Annotated in this window: 13 protein-coding genes and 1 pseudogene; 8 read left to right on the top strand and 6 right to left on the bottom strand. The window is 69.6% G+C overall.

What is annotated here, in order from left to right; translation table 11 throughout:
• Positions 1 to 6: 6 nt before the first annotated feature.
• Entirely contained in the window at positions 7 to 858 is an 852-nt protein-coding gene (locus SGFS_RS49160; RefSeq protein WP_286259270.1) for a fumarylacetoacetate hydrolase family protein, read from the bottom strand.
• 855 nt (positions 859 to 1,713) lie between these two features.
• Here SGFS_RS49160 and SGFS_RS49155 point away from each other — a divergent pair.
• The 4 genes from SGFS_RS49155 (at position 1,714) to SGFS_RS49140 (ending at position 6,334) form a co-directional block, all read left to right on the top strand.
• On the top strand, positions 1,714 to 2,763 hold the full coding sequence (locus tag SGFS_RS49155; RefSeq protein ID WP_286259268.1) for a sugar ABC transporter substrate-binding protein: 1,050 nt from the start codon (positions 1,714 to 1,716) through the stop codon (positions 2,761 to 2,763).
• A 122-nt stretch (positions 2,764 to 2,885) separates the two neighbouring features.
• On the top strand, positions 2,886 to 4,499 hold the full coding sequence (locus SGFS_RS49150; protein WP_286259267.1) for a sugar ABC transporter ATP-binding protein: 1,614 nt from the start codon (positions 2,886 to 2,888) through the stop codon (positions 4,497 to 4,499).
• Between the two features lie 2 nt (positions 4,500 to 4,501).
• Complete coding sequence (locus SGFS_RS49145) at positions 4,502 to 5,545, top strand: ABC transporter permease (RefSeq protein WP_286259266.1); 1,044 nt, start codon at positions 4,502 to 4,504, stop codon at positions 5,543 to 5,545.
• A gap of 87 nt (positions 5,546 to 5,632) precedes the next feature.
• On the top strand, positions 5,633 to 6,334 hold the full coding sequence (locus SGFS_RS49140; protein WP_286259265.1) for a FadR/GntR family transcriptional regulator: 702 nt from the start codon (positions 5,633 to 5,635) through the stop codon (positions 6,332 to 6,334).
• Positions 6,335 to 6,597: 263 nt separating this feature from the next.
• Here the strand turns inward: SGFS_RS49140 and SGFS_RS49135 are convergent, their stop codons facing one another.
• On the bottom strand, positions 6,598 to 8,796 hold the full coding sequence (locus SGFS_RS49135; protein ID WP_286259263.1) for an MMPL family transporter: 2,199 nt from the start codon (positions 8,794 to 8,796) through the stop codon (positions 6,598 to 6,600).
• A gap of 348 nt (positions 8,797 to 9,144) precedes the next feature.
• On the opposite strand from SGFS_RS49135, the gene SGFS_RS49130 reads away from it, so the two are divergent.
• The 3 genes and pseudogenes from SGFS_RS49130 to SGFS_RS49120 all read left to right on the top strand — a co-directional run.
• Positions 9,145 to 10,551: a flavin monoamine oxidase family protein gene (locus SGFS_RS49130; RefSeq protein WP_286259261.1), complete on the top strand. Its 1,407-nt coding sequence runs from the start codon at positions 9,145 to 9,147 to the stop codon at positions 10,549 to 10,551.
• A gap of 85 nt (positions 10,552 to 10,636) precedes the next feature.
• Positions 10,637 to 11,122 carry an SRPBCC family protein gene (locus SGFS_RS49125; RefSeq protein WP_286259260.1) on the top strand — a complete coding sequence of 162 codons (486 nt, stop codon included), beginning with the start codon at positions 10,637 to 10,639 and terminating at the stop codon, positions 11,120 to 11,122.
• A 227-nt stretch (positions 11,123 to 11,349) separates the two neighbouring features.
• Positions 11,350 to 11,517, top strand: a pseudogene (locus SGFS_RS49120) (transposase); the annotation flags it as partial.
• 180 nt (positions 11,518 to 11,697) lie between these two features.
• Here the strand turns inward: SGFS_RS49120 and SGFS_RS49115 are convergent.
• On the bottom strand, positions 11,698 to 12,906 hold the full coding sequence (locus tag SGFS_RS49115; RefSeq protein ID WP_286259259.1) for an MFS transporter: 1,209 nt from the start codon (positions 12,904 to 12,906) through the stop codon (positions 11,698 to 11,700).
• A gap of 208 nt (positions 12,907 to 13,114) precedes the next feature.
• Between SGFS_RS49115 and SGFS_RS49110 the strand changes: the two genes are divergently transcribed.
• Positions 13,115 to 14,197 (top strand): AraC family transcriptional regulator, encoded by a 1,083-nt coding sequence (locus SGFS_RS49110; protein WP_286259258.1) that lies wholly within the window; start codon positions 13,115 to 13,117, stop codon positions 14,195 to 14,197.
• A 40-nt stretch (positions 14,198 to 14,237) separates the two neighbouring features.
• On the opposite strand, the gene SGFS_RS49105 is transcribed toward SGFS_RS49110, so the two are convergent.
• From SGFS_RS49105 to SGFS_RS49095, 3 genes are read right to left on the bottom strand one after another with little or no spacing between them, the layout of a single operon-like run.
• Complete coding sequence (locus SGFS_RS49105) at positions 14,238 to 15,650, bottom strand: aldehyde dehydrogenase family protein (protein WP_286259257.1); 1,413 nt, start codon at positions 15,648 to 15,650, stop codon at positions 14,238 to 14,240.
• Complete coding sequence (locus tag SGFS_RS49100) at positions 15,647 to 16,528, bottom strand: SDR family NAD(P)-dependent oxidoreductase (protein WP_286259256.1); 882 nt, start codon at positions 16,526 to 16,528, stop codon at positions 15,647 to 15,649. The genes SGFS_RS49105 and SGFS_RS49100 overlap by 4 nt, the downstream gene beginning before the upstream one ends.
• On the bottom strand, positions 16,525 to 17,871 hold the full coding sequence (locus SGFS_RS49095; RefSeq protein ID WP_286259255.1) for a flavin-containing monooxygenase: 1,347 nt from the start codon (positions 17,869 to 17,871) through the stop codon (positions 16,525 to 16,527). Before SGFS_RS49095 ends, SGFS_RS49100 begins: the two co-directional genes overlap by 4 nt.
• Between the last annotated feature and the right edge of the window lie 301 nt (positions 17,872 to 18,172).

Below are 18,172 nucleotides of genomic sequence, written 5' to 3'. Positions count from 1 at the left end.
TGCCTTTCACGCTTGGGCGAAGGTCTGGCGCTGGCTGCCGAGTCCGTCGACGGAAAGCTCGACGGTGTCGCCGGGGCGCAGGAAGGGGGTGCCGGGAAGACCCAGAGCCACGCCCGCGGGCGTACCGGTGTTGATCACGTCACCGGGCTCCAGAACCATGTACTGGCTCAGGTACGACACGATGTGGTCGACCGGGAAGATCATGTTTCCGGTGTGGCCGTCCTGCCGCTTCACGCCGTTGACGCTCAGATGCAGGCCGAGGTTCTGCGGGTCACCGATCTCGTCGGCGGTGACCAGCCACGGACCGAGCGGGTTGAAGGTCTCGCAGGACTTGCCCAGGTCCCACTGCGAGGAGTACTCCAGCTGGAACTCGCGCTCCGAGACGTCATGGCTGATCGCATAGCCCGCGATCACGGCCCGCGCGTCCTGGGGTCCGTCGAGGTAGTGGGCCCGCCGTCCGATGACGACCGCCAGCTCGACCTCCCAGTCGGTCTTCACCGAGCCGCGCGGGATCAGCACCTCGTCGTGCGGACCAACGACCGTGCCCGGATCCTTCATGAAGACCACGGGGCGGGGCGGGATCGCGGCGCCGGTCTCGGCGGCGTGGTCACGGTAGTTCAACCCGACGCAGATGACCTTGCCCGGGCGCGTCACGGGTGCGCCGATCCGCAGGCCCTCCTGGTCGAGCTCGGTCAGCTCGCCCGCCGTGACGGCCGCGCGGGCCCGGTCCACTCCTCCGGAGGCGAGGAAGACGCCGTCGATGTCCGGGGTCACGGAGGACAGGTCCAGCAGCCGGCCGTTGTCGGTACGGACGGCGGGCCGCTCCTCACCGGGGGCGCCGACTCGTAGCAGTTTCACTGGGGGGCTCCCTTGCCATGCGGGGTTCGTCTGAGTGGTGGTCGGCCGTAGGGCTGGGCCGTCTGTAGTGCGCCGGGCCGGACCTGTCGGCGGGCTCCGTTCATCCGCATCGCAGTCATCGGATGTATGGCGGCACAGTGACCTTAGATGCAGGGATCGCACCTGACAATGGATTCCTCGGATGTATTTCGTCGGCGTGGCCGGACAAGCGCCCACAAAGCCAGTTTCACCCTGGCCACACAGGGCCACGAGGTCGACACGCGGTCCGCCATCCGATGAATCCGAAGTGACTTCCAGGGCCACCTCCCCTGGTGGGAGCGATGTCGGCCGACATCCACCGGCCACCCCGAGGGGCCCGTACCCCTCTCGGGGTGGCCGCCCCTCGCCCCGTCCCTACCGCGCCGGGCAGCCCCGTTGCCGAATCGTGAGCTGCCACAGCGCATCGCCCGTCACGCACGGAGGCCGAAACTCTGCAGGTCATACGGGGTTCCAGCGCGGACCCCCGCGGCCGGGACGGCACGTCGGCGCCCCACGGTGCGATGTCCCGCAAATCTCTGGCGGCGAACCCTTGTCAACGTCGGCAACGTCGTCGTAACGTCCTGGACGTCGAGATACATCGGAGGAATGGTTGCACCATCCGGTGCGCCCGTTCGGCTCGCATCAGTGCGGTCGCTTCGCCTCCGCATCCTCGGTCCCCGGCTGACCCGCACATCCGACCCTCACGGGCATGATCCACGCGGTTTCCGCGCCGGATCGACACCTGCCCGTCCGGCGACCTCGCCCCTCCCCGCGCAGGTAAGCCCTCCCACCGTTGCCCTGTGGCCCTGCGCCCCTGGCTAAGGAGAGAACACGGCCATGAAGCTCGCTCGCACCCGCTCCACCGCCGCAGCCGCCACCGCCGTTCTCGCGGTACTGGCCCTCGCCACCGCGTGCAACCGCGAAAGCACCGACTCGGCCGCCTCCGGCGGTGACAAGCCCGCCATCGGGATCGACCTGCCGCGCTCCGACTCCGACTTCTGGAACTCCTACGCCGAGTACCTGAAGAAGGACGTCAAGTCCGAGGGCATCAACGCGCTGCCGCTCAGCAACTCGCAGAACGACGTCACCAAGCTGGTCGCCAACGTACAGGTGTTCCAGAACACGGGTGCCAAGGCCGTGGTCATGGCCCCCCAGGACACCGGGGCCATCGCCTCCACCCTCGACACCCTCGCGTCGAAGAAGATCCCCGTGGTCAGCGTGGACACCCGGCCCGACAAGGGTGACGTCTACATGGTCGTACGCGCCGACAACCGGGCGTACGGCACCAAGGCGTGCGAGTTCCTCGGCGAGCAGCTGGGCGGCAAGGGCAAGGTCGCCGAGCTCCAGGGCGCCCTTGACTCGATCAACGGGCGGGACCGCTCCGAGGCCTTCGCGGAGTGCATGAAGGAGAAGTTCCCGAAGATCAAGGTCTTCGAGCTGCCCACCGACTGGAAGGGCGACGTGGCCTCCGCCAAGCTGCAGAGCCTGCTCGCCCAGCACCCCGACCTGAAGGGCATCTACATGCAGGCCGGAGGTGTCTTCCTGCAGCCGACCCTGGCCCTCCTGGAGCAGAAGGGTCTGCTGAAGCCGGCCGGTGAGAAGGGGCACATCTCGATCGTCTCCAACGACGGCATCCCGCAGGAGTTCGAGGCGATCCGCGCGGGCAAGATCGACGCCACGATCTCCCAGCCCGCCGACCTGTACGCCAAGTACGCGCTGTACTACGCCGAGGCCGCGGCCGAGGGCAAGACCTTCAAGCCGGGCAAGACCGACCACGACTCCACCATCATCCAGCTGCCCAACGGGCTCGAGGACCAGCTGGCGGCGCCGCTGGTGACCAAGGACAACGTGGACGACAAGGCCCTGTGGGGCAACAACGTCGGCTGACGACCCGCACTTCCCGCCCGTCGCGTCGGGGGACGCAAAGCCCCCGACGCCCGCCCCGCCGGCGCGGGTACCCGCCCGCGCCCCTCGGCTCCAGCCTCCGTACACGAAGGACGGTATCCACCATGGCGGACACCGCGACCGCCCCGGCGACCGGCCCCGGCACTCCGGCCCCTGTGGCCGAGGCGACCGGCATCAGCAAACGATTCGGCGCGACCGTCGCGCTGCGCGACGCCCGTATCACCGTCGCCCCCGGCGAGGCGCACGCCCTGGTCGGACGCAACGGCGCCGGCAAGTCGACGCTCGTGTCCATCCTCACCGGCCTCCAGCAACCCGACACCGGAACCCTGCGCTTCTCCGGCGAGCCGGCGCCTGCCTTCGGCGACATCGACGCCTGGCGCTCTCGGGTGGCCTGCGTCTATCAGCGCTCCACCATCATCGGTGACCTGACCGTCGCCGAGAACCTCTTCCTGAACCGGCAGAGCGCCAAAGTGGTGCAGCCCATCCGCTGGAAGCAACTGCGTCGGCGGGCCGAGGAGTTGCTCGGCGAGTACGGCGTGGCCGTCGACCCGACCGTGCGGGCCAAGCACCTCACCGTCGAGCAGCGGCAGTTCGTCGAGATCGCGCGTGCCCTGTCGTTCGGCGCACGCTTCATCATCCTCGACGAGCCGACCGCGAAGCTCGACGCGCGCGGCATCACCCGGCTCTTCGACAAGCTCCACGACCTCCAGCGGCAGGGCGTCGCCTTCCTCTTCATCTCCCACCACCTGCAAGAGGTGTACGACCTCTGCACCACCGTCACCGTCTACCGCGACGCGGCGCACATCCTGACCGCACCCGTCGCCGAGCTCGGCCATCAGGCGCTGGTGGAGGCCATGACCGGCGAGTCGGCCTCCACGGTCACCGCCGCCGTCGACGGTCTTTCGGCCTCGCGGTCCGATTCCACGGAAGTGCTGGCTATCGACGGCCTGACACTGCCCGGCGTCTGCGAGGACATCTCCCTCTCGGTCCGCTCCGGCGAGGTCGTCGGGCTCGCCGGCGCCACTGCCAGCGGCAATGTGCAGGTGGGTGAGGCGATCGCCGGTCTGCACCGGGCCAAGGACGGCCGGATCACGGTCGGCGGCAAGACCGTACGCACCGGCAGTGTGCCCTCCGCGCTCACCGTCGGAGTCGGTCTGGTCCCCGAGGACCGCCACGTCCAGGGGCTGGTGAACAACCGCAGTGTGGCGGAGAACGCGACGCTCACCGTCACCGACCAGCTCGGTCCGTTCGGCACGGTGCTGCCCGCCCGCACCAAGGCGTTCGCCAGACGCATGATCCGGGACCTCGACATCAAGACCCCGGGAGCCGCCACCCCGGTCTCCGCCCTCTCGGGCGGCAACCAGCAGAAGGTCGTCGTCGCGCGGGCCCTTGCCACCGATCCGCACGTCCTGGTGGCCATCCGCCCCACCAACGGGGTGGACGTCAAGTCCAAGGAGTTCCTGCTGGGCCGCATCCGGCAGGTCGCGGACGGCGGCAGGGCCGCGCTGATCGTCTCCGACGAACTGGACGACCTGAAGGTCTGCGACCGGGTCGTCGTCATGTTCCACGGGCGTGTGGTCGCCGAGTTCGACCGCGGCTGGAAGGACGAGCACCTCGTCGCCGCCATCGAGGGCGTCACCGGCGACACGGCCGCCGCCACCGCGTCCCCCGCATCCGCCGTACCCGCCTCAACGGGCGCAGACGAGCACGGAAGGTAGTCATGTCCGCCACCACAGATCTCACCGAGCCCACAGTGAGCACGGCTGAACCGGCCGCCGCGGACGCCACGCGCCGCCGGGTCGACCTCGGTCGCTTCCGTGAGCTGTCCCTGGTCCCGGCGATCCTGGTTCTCGGCCTGATCGGGTTCATCGTCTCGCCGGCCTTCCTGACCGCCGACAACCTGATCGGTGTGGCCCAGCAGTCCACCGAGCTGAGCTTGCTGGTGCTGGCCACCGCACTGATCCTGATCTGCGGACGGATGGACCTGTCCCTGGAGTCCACGATCGGCGTGGCGCCCGTCATCGCCGTGTGGCTGGTCCTGCCGACCAGCGGTGCCCGGTTCACGGGCCTGGGGCTGCTGCCCGAGTGGACCGCCGTGCCGCTCTGTCTGCTGGTGGGTGTGGTGATCGGGGCCGTCAACGGGTTCCTGATCCTGAAGCTGCGCCTCAACGGGTTCATCGTCACCCTCGGCATGCTGACCATGCTGCGCGGACTCCAGGTCGCCCTCTCCGAGGGCCAGTCCATCGTGGAACTGCCGTCCTCCTTCACCTACCTGGGCAAGTCGTCGTGGCTGGGTGTCCCGGCCGCGATCTGGATCTGCGTGGTGCTGTTCGCCCTCGGCGCCGGCGCGCTGGCCTGGCTGCGGCACGGCCGGGCGCTCTACGCGATCGGCGGCAACCCGGAGGCGGCCCGCACCGCGGGCATCCGCGTCGACCGCATCGTGTGGATCGTCCTCATCCTCGGCAGCGTCCTCGCCGCGTTCGCCGGCATCCTCTACAGCGGCCACTACGGCTCCATCTCCGCCACCCAGGGCAGCGGCTGGATCTTCCAGGTCTTCGCCGCGACCGTCATCGGCGGGGTCAGCCTCAACGGCGGCAAGGGCTCGATCTTCGGCGCGCTCACCGGTGTGCTGACGCTGCAACTCGTCGTGAACGTCATGACATTGGCGGGTGTGCCACCGCTGTGGAACCAGTTCCTCAACGGAGCCATCATCATCGTCGCCTTGGTCATCTCCCGGTTCGCCTCCGGCGAGAAGCAGGAATAACCACGTACCGCAAGCGGCTTCGCCGGGCCCGGCTCGGGTCCGGCGGAGCCGTCGGCCGGCGCATCCCCCACTCAGAGAGGCACCCTCGTGGCACTCACGGACGAGGCGATCGACAAGATCAAGGCGATGATCGTCGCCGGCGAACTCGCGCCCGGCTCCCGGCTGCCCAAGGAGGAGATCCTCGCCGGACAGCTCGGCCTGTCCCGGAACTCCCTGCGCGAGGCCGTCCGGGCGCTGACGGCCATGCGAATCCTGATCACCCGGCAGGGCGACGGCACGTACGTCTCCAGCCTTGAGCCCCAACTCCTGCTGGAAAGCCTCTCCTTCGCCGCCGACGTCTCCCAGGGCCACACGGCTCTGCAGCTGCTCCAGGTACGACGACTGCTCGAACCGCAGGCGACAGGGCTGGCCGCCGCGCTGCTGAAGCCGGAAGACCTTCAGGAACTGCGCAACATCCTCGACCGGTCCCGGACCGTCACCACCGCGGAGGAGTTCGTCGCCCACGACATCGCCTTCCACCTCAGGATCGTCGAAGCCGTCGGCAACCCCGTGCTGTCGATGCTGCTGCAAGTGCTCTCGACCCGCACACAGCGTGTCCGCATCGTCCGCGGCAGCCAGACCAGTCACGCTTTGAACAACGCCCACCAGGACCACGAGCAGATCCTCAGCGCGCTTCAGTCACGCGACGCCCTGCTCGCCGCCTCTGCTGCGACCGTTCACGTCGCGGCCGTGGAGCAGTGGCTGGCCACCAGTCTGACCGATGACCCGATACAAGCGATCGAAGACTGACCTCCCGCTCTCCCCTCAGCCCCCGCCGCCATCCGGTCTGCCCCTCCCACACCGCGACCGGGTGGCGGCGGGCCATGTCCGCGCACCGGCGCCACCGGGTACTGGACAGTGAAGTTACGGGCACGGCACCGCTGCTGTGCGGGGTGCCGTCCGGGCCTGCGGTGCGCAGCAGCCAAGGGCACACGCGGCGGAACAGACCGAGGCCCGGCTGGAGGCTTTGTCCTCCAGCCGGGGCCTGATGGGGAAGGTTCCGACCGCGCCGGTCAGCAGACTCGCTCAGGCTCCTTGGGCTCCGCCTCGGGGGCCTTCTGGAGAGACGTGCCCTCGACGTCGAGATCGGGCAGGACACGGCCCAGCCAGGCAGGGAGCCACCAGGCGTGTCGTCCGGCGAGGGCGAGGACTGCCGGTACGAGGGTCATGCGGACGGCGAAGGCGTCGATGGCCACGCCGACGGCCAGCGCGAAGGCGATGGGCTTGATCAGGGCGTCGTCGAGGGGGAAGAACCCGGCGAAGACGGTGAACATGATCAGGGCCGCCGCGGTGACGACCCGCACGCTGTGCCGCGCGCCTTCGGTCACCGACCGGCGTGCCCTGCCGGTGTGGACCCATTCCTCCCGCATCCCCGAGACCAGGAACACCTCGTAGTCCATGGCGAGTCCGAAGAGCACGCCGATCAGGATGATCGGCAGGAAACTGACGACAGGACCGGTGTGGGCCAGGCCGAAGACGTCCGCCAGCCAGCCCCACTGGAACAGGGCGACGACCGTGCCGAGCGAGGCGGCCACCGACAACAGGAATCCGACGGCGGCCTTGAGGGGGATGACCAGCGAGCGGAACACCATGGTCAGCAGGATCAGGCTGAGGCCGACGACGATCGCCATGAACGGCAGCAGGGAGTCGCTGAGCCGGTTGGACACATCGATGTTGACGGCGGTGGTTCCGGTGACCGCGACGGAGGCTCCGGTGGTCTCACGGATGCCCGGTGCGGCGGTACGGATGTCGCGGACGAGTCGGTCGGTCCGGGCGCTGTCGGGACCGGTCTCGGGGATCACCTGGATGACGGTCCGCGCGGGGTCGCGGGTGGGCTGGGGCGGCAGCACCGCCTTGACTCCCTTCAGATCCCCCAGCTTCTTTGCGGCCTGAGCAGCCGCCTGTGCACCGGACTCGTCGTCGGTCTCCGTCAGCACCAGGAGCGGGCCGTTGAAGCCGGGGCCGAACTTGTCGCCGACCACGTCGTACGCCTTGCGCTCGGTGGAGCTGACCGGGGCCGAGGCGTTGTCCGGCAGGGCGAGGCGCAGATCTGTCACCGGGAGGGCAACCACGGTGAGGATGCCCACGACGGCCAGGACGGTCAACCATGGCTTGGCGACGGCGGTCTTCACCCAGCGGACGCCCAGGGTGGCCCTTCCCGTGGATGCGTCGGGGTCGGCGGCCCGCTGAGCCGCCTTGCTGCCGGGCTTGGGAGTCAGCCGAGCGCCGGCGAATCCGGCGATGGCCGGGAGCAGGGTGATCGCGGCCAGGACGGCGATGAGGACGGCTCCGGCGGCACTGAGGCCCATCGTGGTCAGGAACGGGATGCCGATGACACCGAGTGCGGCCAGGGCGATGATCACGGTGCTGCCGGCGAAGACCACCGCGCTGCCGGCTGTGCCGTTGGCCAGCGCCATGGACTCCTGCGGGTCCGTACCGCGGGTGAGTTGCTGGCGGTGGCGGGAGAGGATGAACAGCACGTAGTCGAGGCCGACGGCCAGACCCAGCATCAGCGCGAGGGTGACCGCCGTGGAGGAGATGCTGACCGCCGGGGCGAGGGCGAGCAGCCCGCTCAGTCCCACCGCCACACCGAGCAGGGCCGGCAGCAGCGACATCCCGGCGGCGAGCAGTGAGCCGAACGTGATGACGAGGACGAGCAGGGCGATGACGACACCGATGATCTCCGACGGGCCGATGTGAACGCCGTTGCTGCCGAAGACGCTGCCGCCCACAAAGGTCTTGAGCCCGCTCTGCTCGGCCGCCTCGGCCGCCTGCTCGATCGCGTCCAGCGATGAGGCACGCACTTCGGCCCGCTGCACCGAGTACTGCACCTGCACGATCGCCGTGGTCCGGTCGGCCGAGACGGCACCGGAGTCGCTCGGGCCCATGACAGCACTGACCTGCGGCGCCTTCGCGACCGCCGACTCGACTCCGGCGATGACCGCCCTGTAGGACCTCTCGGTGACGCGGTGGCCCTCGGGCGCGGTGAAGACGATCTGGGCGCCCGCTCCGGAGGCCTCGGGCAGTGTCTTGCCGAGCGTGTCCAGCGCCCGCTGCGACTCGGTGCCCGGCACGGTGAAGCGGTCGTCGAGCTTGGCGCCGAAGACGCTGACGCACGTGATGAGCGCGGCGAGGACCACGAGCCAGATGCCTAGCACCAGCTTGCGGTGACGGTAGGCACTGCGGCCCAGCCGATGGAGCAGGACAGCCATGGGTGACTCCCAGAGTCGGTGAGGGGATTCCCGGACGTCATGACGCGGACGCGGGCGAACAGCGGATCGGTGCGGCTCGCGCAGCCGGGCGGTTGCGGACACGGGGCATTCCGGGCGCCGCAGTCGGCATCGGAACCGCTTCGGTCATTCGACTTTATCAGTCGCTCAAGTCGATCGAACGCGTCGACTGCATAACTTAGATCACACCATCACTCAAACCAGCTCTGAACAGCGGTTTCATAAAAGCCGAACGACCCAATCACACGACATGACCTATCGACCTTGTCACCCGACAAAGTCGTCTGTATGGTGAGGAGCGCCCAGTACCACGGATGACAGGGAGTGATCATGAGCAGCACGCAGACCACGGACGTCGGCACGTCACGTCGGAGCCGCAGGGCGGACGTCGTGGTGATCGGTGCGGGGTTGGCCGGTCTGACCGCGGCACGGGAGCTCGTCGCGGCGGGCAAGTCCGTGGCCGTCCTGGAGGCTCGCGACCGGGTCGGCGGCCGGCTGCTCAACCACGACCTCGGCGACGGCCGAGTCACGGAGATCGGAGGGCAGTTCGTCGGCCCCACCCAAGACCACATCCTGGCGCTGGCCAAGGAGGTCGGTGTGGACACCTACCAGGCAGCCGTCCCCGGCGAGACCGTCTACGTCCACGACGGCAAGGCCAAGCGCTTCTCCGGCCACACCCCGCCGGACCTGCTCGCCCTGCCGGACATGGGCATCGCCCTTGCCCGCATCGCCAAAGAGGCCGCCAAGGTGGACCCGGCGGCCCCGTGGCGGGCCCCTCACGCCCGCGAACTCGACGCCATGACCTACGAGACGTGGCTGCGCAAGGCCGAGATCACCGGCGATGCCGTCGACATGATCAGCCTCTTCCTCAACTCCGCCTACGGCGGCGAGGCACGCGACGCGTCCGCCCTGTTCAGCCTCTGGTACGTCGCCACCTTCGGCAACGAGACCCATCCCGGCACCATGGACCGCGGCACAGGCACCACCGGTGGCGCCCAGGACAGCCGGTTCGTCGGCGGCTCGCAGCTCGTCGCGCAGCGGCTGGCCGAGGAACTCGACGGCCGCGTCCACCTGTCCGCCCCGGTGCGCCGCATCAGCCAGGACTCCACGGGCGCCACCGTGGTCTCCGACGCCGGCGACTGGCGCGCCGACCACGTCATCGTCGCCGTCCCACCCCTGATCGCCTCCCGCATCGTCTGGGACCCCCTGCTGCCGCCCCAGCAGGACCAGCTCTTCCAGCGCCTGCCCTTCGGCACCCTCATGAAGTGCGTCGCCGTCTACGACAAGCCCTTCTGGCGCGAGGACGGCCTGTCCGGCATGGGCCTGCTCCGCGGCGGCTCCCCCATCCGCGAGATGTTCGACAACACCCCGCCCGACGGCGGACCCGGCGTCCTCATGGGCTTCCTCGGCGGCCGGGAATGGCGCAAGTGGGCCCACCGCCCGGCCGCCGAGCGGCGCGGCGCGGTGCTGCGCTCCTTCGCCCAGGTCGTCGGGGACCGCGCCTTCGACACCGTCGACTACGTCGAGCAGGACTGGACCGCCGAGCAATGGACCCAGGGCGGCCCCACCTCCGTCGCCGCCCCCGGCGTGCTCAGCGACTTCGGCCAGTGGATGGGCCGCCAATTCGGCCGCGTGCACTGGGCGGGCGCCGAGTTCTCCCCGTACTGGAACGGCTTCATGGACGGCGCCGTCCGCTCCGGCAAGCACACGGCCACCGAAGTCCTGGACCGGGACTGAGCGCGAGAGACAGCAACAAGAAGCACCGACAGCAGCACCGACGAGTGCACTGCCAAGCAGCACTGCCAAGAAAGGGAACACTGCGATGAACAAGTACGTGGTCACCGAGCAGGCCGTCATCAACGCACCCGTAGGACGCGTCTGGGACGTTGTCTCCCGCACCGACCGGTACGCCGAGTGGGTCGCCGGGGCGATCGAGGTCACCGACCACCACGGCGTCGCCACCGTCGGCAGGACCTACGCCGAACGCAACCGCACTCTCGGCCCCCTGAAGACCGACTCGGTCTGGACGGTCAGAGAGATCGAGCCCTTCAAGCGCCGCGTCGACACCGGCATCGGATTCGCCCCGCTCCAGGACGTGACCAACGTCTTCGAGTTCCGGCCGATACAGAGCGAGGACGGCAGGGAGGTGACGGAGATGCTCTACCAGGTCGAGTACACCATCGGGCTGGGACCACTGGGGGTCTTGTTGAACGGCATCCAGGAGCCGGGGATGCGGGCCGCGATGCGCACGTCCATGACCCACCTCGACAGGTTGCTCCGTTCGGAGAGCTCGACGACGGCCCGTTGACGGGCGGCAAGGTGCCCGCGGCGGCCGACATCCGGCGAAGCGGGCATGGCCGTCCGGCAGCGATACCGGACGACGACGCGTCTCGCCGGCATGGTGCCGCCGATGATCCTCACGCCGGCCGCGTGTGCCTGCGCGATGATGTTCCGGTACCCGCTGGTCGGCGGTGAGGGAGGGGTTTGGAGCTGCTGCCGCTGGAGTGCGTTCAAGAGCGTTGGTGAGCGGGGGTGAGTGTTCCTGGGCGTGAGGAACCCCGCCCCCGCATCCCCGGACCACGGACACGATCCGTGCCGCCCGGACGCGGAGCGAACGCGGGCAACCAGAACGCCCAACACCGTCCGGGGCGTTCGGCCGAGCACGGGACCTGGCAACAGGACTCACTCCCGCTCAGTCCCTAGGAACGGTTGTTGTAGATGTCGTTGATGCCCTCCATGAAGATCACGTTTCGCACGCCCGGCTGGCCGAGGGCATCGTGTGCGAACCGGTCCACACCGGCGCGTCCCTGAGCGCCGAGCGCAGGTTCCTGTACCAGCCGATGCTGTAGCCGCGCTCGTTCCAGCCGCCCAGGTAGCTGATGTTCAGGCCGTGCGACTTGGCACGCCGTCCACTCCGACCAGATGTCGGGCGGCTGCCAGGAGAAGAACCGCCAGCGCGGCCGGTGCCGCATAGGCGAGACGGAACTGACCGGTGGAGCCGAGAAGTCCGCCCGCTGCGCCACCGGTGATGACGCCGACGTAGTTGAAGAGGTTCAGCCGCGCCAGGACCGCCTCCGAAGCGGTGGGACGCAGCCGCGCGGCGGAGGCCAGACACAGCGGAACCAGGACGGACGCTCCCAGCCCCACCGCCCCGGCCGCGAGAACGGCGAAGGGCCAGCTCGGCGCCCCGGCCATGCCGGCCAGAGCGCCCGCGACCAGCAGGGCCGCGGTGCGGACGACGGCGACCGCTCCGAACCGTTGCACGAGGCGGTCGGTGGCGGCGCGGCCGACGACTGTGCCGGCCTGGTAGGAGGCGTAGGCCAGCGGCGCGACCGTGAGGGACGCGGCGAGGGTCTGGCGCAGGTAGACCGCCGACCAGGCCGAGACGGTGGAGTCGACGACGTAGACGACGAGGAGGACCAGGCCGAAGGGGATGAGCCGGATCCACAGGCGGCGCCCCAGCGGCGGCTGCGCGAGGGTGTCCGACGGCCCCTCGGGGGAGGAGGGGAGGGCATGCGTACGTATACAGACGGCGAGGAGCAGGACGATGCCCGCCTGAACGCCCAGACCGGCGGCTACGGGCCACTCCAGGCGGGCGGCCCCGGCAGTGAGCAGGGCCGCGACCACGCCGCCCACGCTCCACGCTGTGTAGAAGGAGCCGAAGACGCTGCGGCCGTAGGCGCGTTCGATCGCCGCTGCCCGGGTGTTGACCCCGACGTCCAGGGCGCCGACAGCGAGCCCGAAGAGGACGTACGCGCAGATGACGGTCACCGCGTCGGGGGCCCACCCGATCAGCACCAACGCGGCGGCGGCCGTCAGCACGGCCCCGCGCGTCGTGGCGACGGGACCGGCGCGGCGGATCGCGGCCAGACCCAGGAAGCTGCCGGCCCCCGCCGTCAGCGCCACGGCGACCATCAGGGTGGTCGTCAGGAGCGGAGCCAGTTTCAGGTGTTCGGTGACAGCGGGGACGGTCGTGTAGACGGCGGCGACGGAGACACCTTGTGCGGCGAACGCGAGGGTCGCGCCCTTCCGGGCGCCGAACCTGGAGACCGGGTGCCCGGCCTCCGCCCGGGCTGGAGCGTTGAAGGACATGATGCTGTCGCGCCCTCGTTTCCTGTGTGCGCTGGAGCGACCGGTCTCAGGACCAGCGAGTCGAATGCCGTGCGGTTACGGAGACCGTATGCAGGCTCGGAAGGCAGGCTCAGGACGCCAGGGGCCTTACAGGGGACTTCGGGGGCCAGAGCGGGCGACCGGTGACGCCCGTTGCCTACGGTGGTCGTTCAAGGAGAAGGTGAGTGCGATGTCCCTTGCACCCGGCCCGGCAGACCCTCCCGGGACCAGCCGCAGCACTTCGGCGACGATCCAGCCGAACATCCTGCGCTATCTCGTCGTGGTCGCCGACGAGCGCGGTGTCGATCTGCGGCCCCTGCTGAAGCAGATGGGACTCGACGAGACGGTGATGCGCTCCGCCGCACTGCGGGTGTCGTACCGGCAGGGCAGCGCGGTGATCCGCCGTGCGCTGGAGCTCACCGGGGACGAGCGCCTGGGTCTGAAGGTCGGCGCGGCTCAGCACCTGACCGCGTGGGGCCTGCTCGGCTTCGCCCTGATGGCCGACGACACGCTGCGGCACGCCATAGAGACCGGGGTGAAGTACCAGAACCTGTCCGGGGCGATGGTGGTGTGGTCGGCCGGTGTGGGTCAGGAGGACGACGCCTTCGTGCTACGAGCCGATCTTCCCGATCCCGCCATGGACCCGGCCGTTGCTTCCTTCCTGAGCGAGGAGGCGTTCGCCTCCGTGGTCACCCTGTCCCGGCTGGCCGTCGGTCCGGCCTTCGCGCCGAGGGGGGTGGAGTTCTCCTTTCCGCCACCACGCCAACGCGACCTGTACGACGCCCTGTTCGGCTGTCCGGTCCGCTTCGGCGCCGCCGCGAACCGCATGGTCATCGACCCGGCGTGGGCCCGTACCCGGATGCCGGGTCGGGATCCGGTGAGCTACGCGTCGACGCTGGAGATGCTCGACGCGCAGATGGCGTCCCGCCGTGACCAGCAGGATCTGCTGGAGGTGCTGGAGATCTCCGTCGCGCAGGGCCTGCCGGTGGTGCCTTCGTTCGGTGAGCAGGCGCGGCGGCACGCGACGAGCGAGCGGACGCTGCGCCGTCGGCTGGCCGACTGCGGTACGACGTACGAGGCACTGGTCGAGGGAGTGCGCCGGGAACGCGTCGAGCAACTGTTGCTCCGCCCGGAACTGACACTGCGCGACATCGCCCGCCAGGCGGGATTCTCCGACGAACGGGCGATGCGCCGCGCGGTACGCCGCTGGCACGGCTCCTCGCCGGTCCAGCTGCGGGAGCGGATGCTCCGGGGGGTGGGGCACACGCAATGACGTTCGGCCACCGCGCCTGCCTGCTGTCTGTCGGCTCGGGTCAGCGGGCGCGGATCCAGATCGTCTTCTCCCGGGTCCACTGGTCGAAGGCGTCGGTGGACTTCTCCACGCCACCGAATCCCGACTGCTTCCAGCCGCCGAAAGGCGTGGTGATGTCGCCCTCGCTGTAGGCGTTGACGGAGACCACCCCGGCCTCGATGCCGCGTGCCAGCCGCAGCGCGACGTCGAGGTCGCGGGTCCAGACCGAGGCGGCGAGCCCGTACTCGGTGGCGTTGGCCCCGCGTACCGCCTCGTCCTCGGAGGTGAAGGTCTGGAGGGTGACGACGGGACCGAACAACTCCTTGGTGAGGACGTCGGCGCCGTCGGGGGCTCGGGTGATCACGGTGGGCGGATAGTAGGCGCCGCGCGGAGGCAGCCCGTGGGGCAGTCCCCCGGTGTGGATCTGGGCTCCGCCGGCCCGGGCGGCCTCCACGGCTCCCGCGACCCGGTCGAAGGCGGTGTGGTTGATGAGCGGCCCCATCCGCGTGCGCGGGTCGGCCGGGTCACCGATGACGAGCTCTCCCGCCGCGGCCGTGAACCGCTCCAGGACCTCCTCGGCGATACTGTGGTGAACCAGGACGCGGGAGCCGGCGGTGCAGTTCTGCCCCATGGTCAGGAACGCGGCCTCGATCATGTTGTCGATGAGCTCGTCGCCGTAGGTGAGCGCGTCGGCCATCAGCACCTGGGGGCTCTTGCCGCCCATCTCCAGCGAGATCCGCTTGAAGTTGGTCTCCGCGGCGTCCTTGAGGATGCGGCGGCCCGTCGCGGTGGACCCGGTGAAGGAGAGCGCCCCCACAAGAGGGCTACGGGCGAGGGCCGCCCCGGCTTCCTGGCCGTACCCCGGCAATACCGTGAGCACCCCGTGGGGAAGGCCGGCCTCCGCGGCGAGTTCGGCCAGGTGCAGGGCCGAGCGCGGGGTCGCATCGGCGGGCTTGACCAACAGACAGTTGCCCGCGGCCAGGGCCGGTCCGACCTTCCACGCGGTCATGGCCAGTGGGTAGTTCCACGGCAGGATCGCCGCGACGACCCCGACCGGTTCGCGGATCATGAAACCCAGACTGTCGGGCCCGCTCGGCGCGACCCGGCCGAAGACCTTGTCGGCCGCCTCGGCGAACCAGCGGATCGACTCGATCGCGCCCGGTACGTCTCCCGTACGGCACTCCGTGATCGGCTTCCCCGCGTCCTCGCTGTCCAGCCGGGCGAGGATCTCCGCGTCGCGTTCCATGAGGTCGGCCAGTCGCAGCAGCACCGTGCCACGCTCCCGGACCGGCAGCCGCGACCACACCCCGGAGTCGTGGACCTGCCGGGCCTGCTCGGCGGCCTTGGCGACGTCGTCGGCGCTCGCGGCGGGCAGGGAGGTGATCGGCTCACCGGTGGCGGGGTTGACGACCTGCAGCATCTCGTTCGTGATCATGCTTCCTCCACCAGCTCCCAGCGCCCCTCCGTCCGGCGGACCAGTCCGCGTCGGCGGAGTTCCTCCAGATAGCGAGCCATGCCGCGGTCACCGCGCTTGCTGAACAGCGGGAGGACCCGGGGCAGCAGGTTCGGCATGAGCATCGCGAAGCGCACCAGACGGGACTCACCGGGCCGGGGGTAGGTCTCCAGTCGGGGCTTGTCCAGCAGGCTCACCACGGCCGCGACGACGTCGGAGGGCCGCTGCGGAGGGTCCTGGAACTGCATGGAGTTGCCGCCTTCCACGGCCTCTTGGCGCAGCATCCGGGTGTCGGTCGCCGACGGCAGCACCGACCCGGCCAGGATTCCCTTGTTCCTCAGGTCCAGCCCGATGGCCAGCATCGCGCCACGCAGCCCGAACTTGGACGCGGTGTAGATCGGTGTCTCGCCCAGCGGGAAGATCCCGCCGAGGGAGACCGTGGTGACCACCCGCGCGTCCCCGGAGGCCAGGAGAAGAGGAAGGGCGATCCGGGTCGCGACCAGCGGTGAGGTCAGGTTGAGGGTGATCTCCCGCTCGATGCTCTCGACGCTGCGGACGTCGAAGCGTTCCGCGCTGGTCATGCCCACGTTGTTGACGAGGACGTCGAGACGACCGTGCTCCTCGGCGACCACCTCGAACAGCCGCTCCACCTGGGCGCGGTCCATCAGGTCGCATCCGATGCCCGTGTGCCCGGCGCCCGGAAGGTCTGCGGCCACCTTCATGGCGCGGACCCCGTCGATGTCGACGACGACGCAGCGGGCTCCGCCGGAGGCGAAGCGACGGCACAGCTCACTGCCGATGCCGCCCGCGCCGCCGGTCACCAGCATGACCTTGTCGGTGAAGTCGAACCTCTTCTTCATGCCGCCGCCTCCGCGCGTCCCAGGGACCGTACCCGCGGAGGCCGGCCCTCGGTGCGCCAGCCCATCTCCGCCGCGACCTTGCCCAGGTACTTCACGAAGGCCGCGCCGTCGACGTAACCGGTGTGGCGGGGCGAGTCGACGAACTTCAGCCCACCGGACAGATCCGGCCGGTCGGCGCGGATCATCTGGGCGAACCGCTCCGCGTTCGGCAGCCGGTGCCGCGCGTCATGGATGTACCCGGCGATCAGCTGCGCCTGGGAGTCGAAGAGCTGGTACGCACCGGAGTTCGTCTCGATGAAGCCGATGCCGAACAGGCCCTCGTGCTCGCGCGAGAACGATGACAGGTACAGGTCGGGGTGCTGCTCGTCGCCGAAGTACCGCTGCGCGACCGGCACTTTGTGGAGGTAGCCCGTGGCCAGGAGGACGAGATCGAAGTGGTCGCTCGTGCCGTCGGTGAAGTGCACGATCCTGCCCTCGGCGCGGGCGATCCCGGGTTTGGCGGTGATGTCGCCGTGCTGCAGGTGGTGGATCAGCATCGAGTTGATGGCCGGGTGGGTCTCGAACAGCTTGTGGTCGGGCTTCGGCAGTCCCAGCCGCGTCGGGTCGCCGTTGATGATCCGCAGGAGCGCCCCGAAGAGCCGCTGCGCCAGCCACATCGGCAGGTGGGGCCCGCTGTTGGCGATGGTGTCCACCGGCCGGCCGAACAGGTGCTTGGGGATGAACCAGTACCCGCGCCGCATGCTGATCACCGCGTGGTCCGCGGTCCGGGCCGCGTCGCACGCGATGTCACAGCCGGAGTTCCCCGCGCCCACGACCAGGACCCGCTTGCCCCGCAGCTCCTCCGCGCTGCGGTAGCCGACGGTGTGCCGGACCTCCCCGCTGAACTCCCCCGGCAGTTCGGGAACGTTGGGGTGCCACTGCGAGCCCGTACACACGACGACCTGCGCGTGCACGCTTTCCCGCCCGTCGGCCCGGGTGACCGTCCAGGTGCCGTCCGCGTTCTTCTCGACGCTTTCGACCTCGACGCCGAACTCGATGCGGTCCGTCAGCCCGTAGGCATCGGCGAAGGACGTCAGATACGACAGGATCTGCCGTCGCGGCGGGTAGTCCGCGAAGTGGTCGGGCATCGGGAAGCCGCCGAATCCCGACAGGGTCCTGCTCGAAATGAAGTGGGCCGACTCGTACATCGGGCTGCCCGGATTGTCTATGTCCCAGATGCCGCCGGGCCCGGTGTGCCGCTCCAGGTGCGTGTACGGCAGATTCCGCTCCGCCAGGGCCCTGGCGACCGCCAGCCCGGCAGGTCCCGCCCCGATCACACATGTGTCCAACTGGCTTTCCTTCACGGGCCTGCCTCCTCGTTCATCCCGCTTCACGGGCTTGGAGGAAACGTATTCACCCGCTGTCCGGCGGGAACTGACCCGCGCGGCCATGGACCGGACCTCAGCGGCCGCGCGACCACGGCATCCGCCTACGGCGCACAGCCCGACTTGCCCGGGTGACCCTCGAAGACGTTGGTGACCAGCTCGCTGACGAGCAGCTCGTTCACCGCAGAGCAACGCCAGACATGCCATGTCTACCCATGAAAGAATGGCGCTATATCTCACATATACGGTCAACCTGCCCTTCGCGCTCGGCTTTTCATCC

The organism is Streptomyces graminofaciens, assembly GCF_030294945.1.
In the GTDB taxonomy this organism is placed as follows: domain Bacteria; phylum Actinomycetota; class Actinomycetes; order Streptomycetales; family Streptomycetaceae; genus Streptomyces; species Streptomyces graminofaciens.
Note: the sequence above shows the minus strand (reverse complement) of the source record. Positions and strands in the feature narration are given on the sequence as shown.

Bases quoted from the DNA above. Each gene is read 5' to 3' on its own strand.
- SGFS_RS49105 (WP_286259257.1), bottom strand. From the start codon at position 15,650: ATGATCACGAACGAGATGCTGCAGGTCGTCAACCCCGCCACCGGTGAG.
- SGFS_RS49110 (WP_286259258.1), top strand. From the start codon at position 13,115: ATGTCCCTTGCACCCGGCCCGGCAGACCCTCCCGGGACCAGCCGCAGC.
- SGFS_RS49130 (WP_286259261.1), top strand. From the start codon at position 9,145: ATGAGCAGCACGCAGACCACGGACGTCGGCACGTCACGTCGGAGCCGC.
- SGFS_RS49115 (WP_286259259.1), bottom strand. From the start codon at position 12,906: ATGTCCTTCAACGCTCCAGCCCGGGCGGAGGCCGGGCACCCGGTCTCC.
- SGFS_RS49145 (WP_286259266.1), top strand. From the start codon at position 4,502: ATGTCCGCCACCACAGATCTCACCGAGCCCACAGTGAGCACGGCTGAA.
- SGFS_RS49155 (WP_286259268.1), top strand. From the start codon at position 1,714: ATGAAGCTCGCTCGCACCCGCTCCACCGCCGCAGCCGCCACCGCCGTT.
- SGFS_RS49125 (WP_286259260.1), top strand. From the start codon at position 10,637: ATGAACAAGTACGTGGTCACCGAGCAGGCCGTCATCAACGCACCCGTA.
- SGFS_RS49100 (WP_286259256.1), bottom strand. From the start codon at position 16,528: ATGAAGAAGAGGTTCGACTTCACCGACAAGGTCATGCTGGTGACCGGC.
- SGFS_RS49150 (WP_286259267.1), top strand. From the start codon at position 2,886: ATGGCGGACACCGCGACCGCCCCGGCGACCGGCCCCGGCACTCCGGCC.
- SGFS_RS49135 (WP_286259263.1), bottom strand. From the start codon at position 8,796: ATGGCTGTCCTGCTCCATCGGCTGGGCCGCAGTGCCTACCGTCACCGC.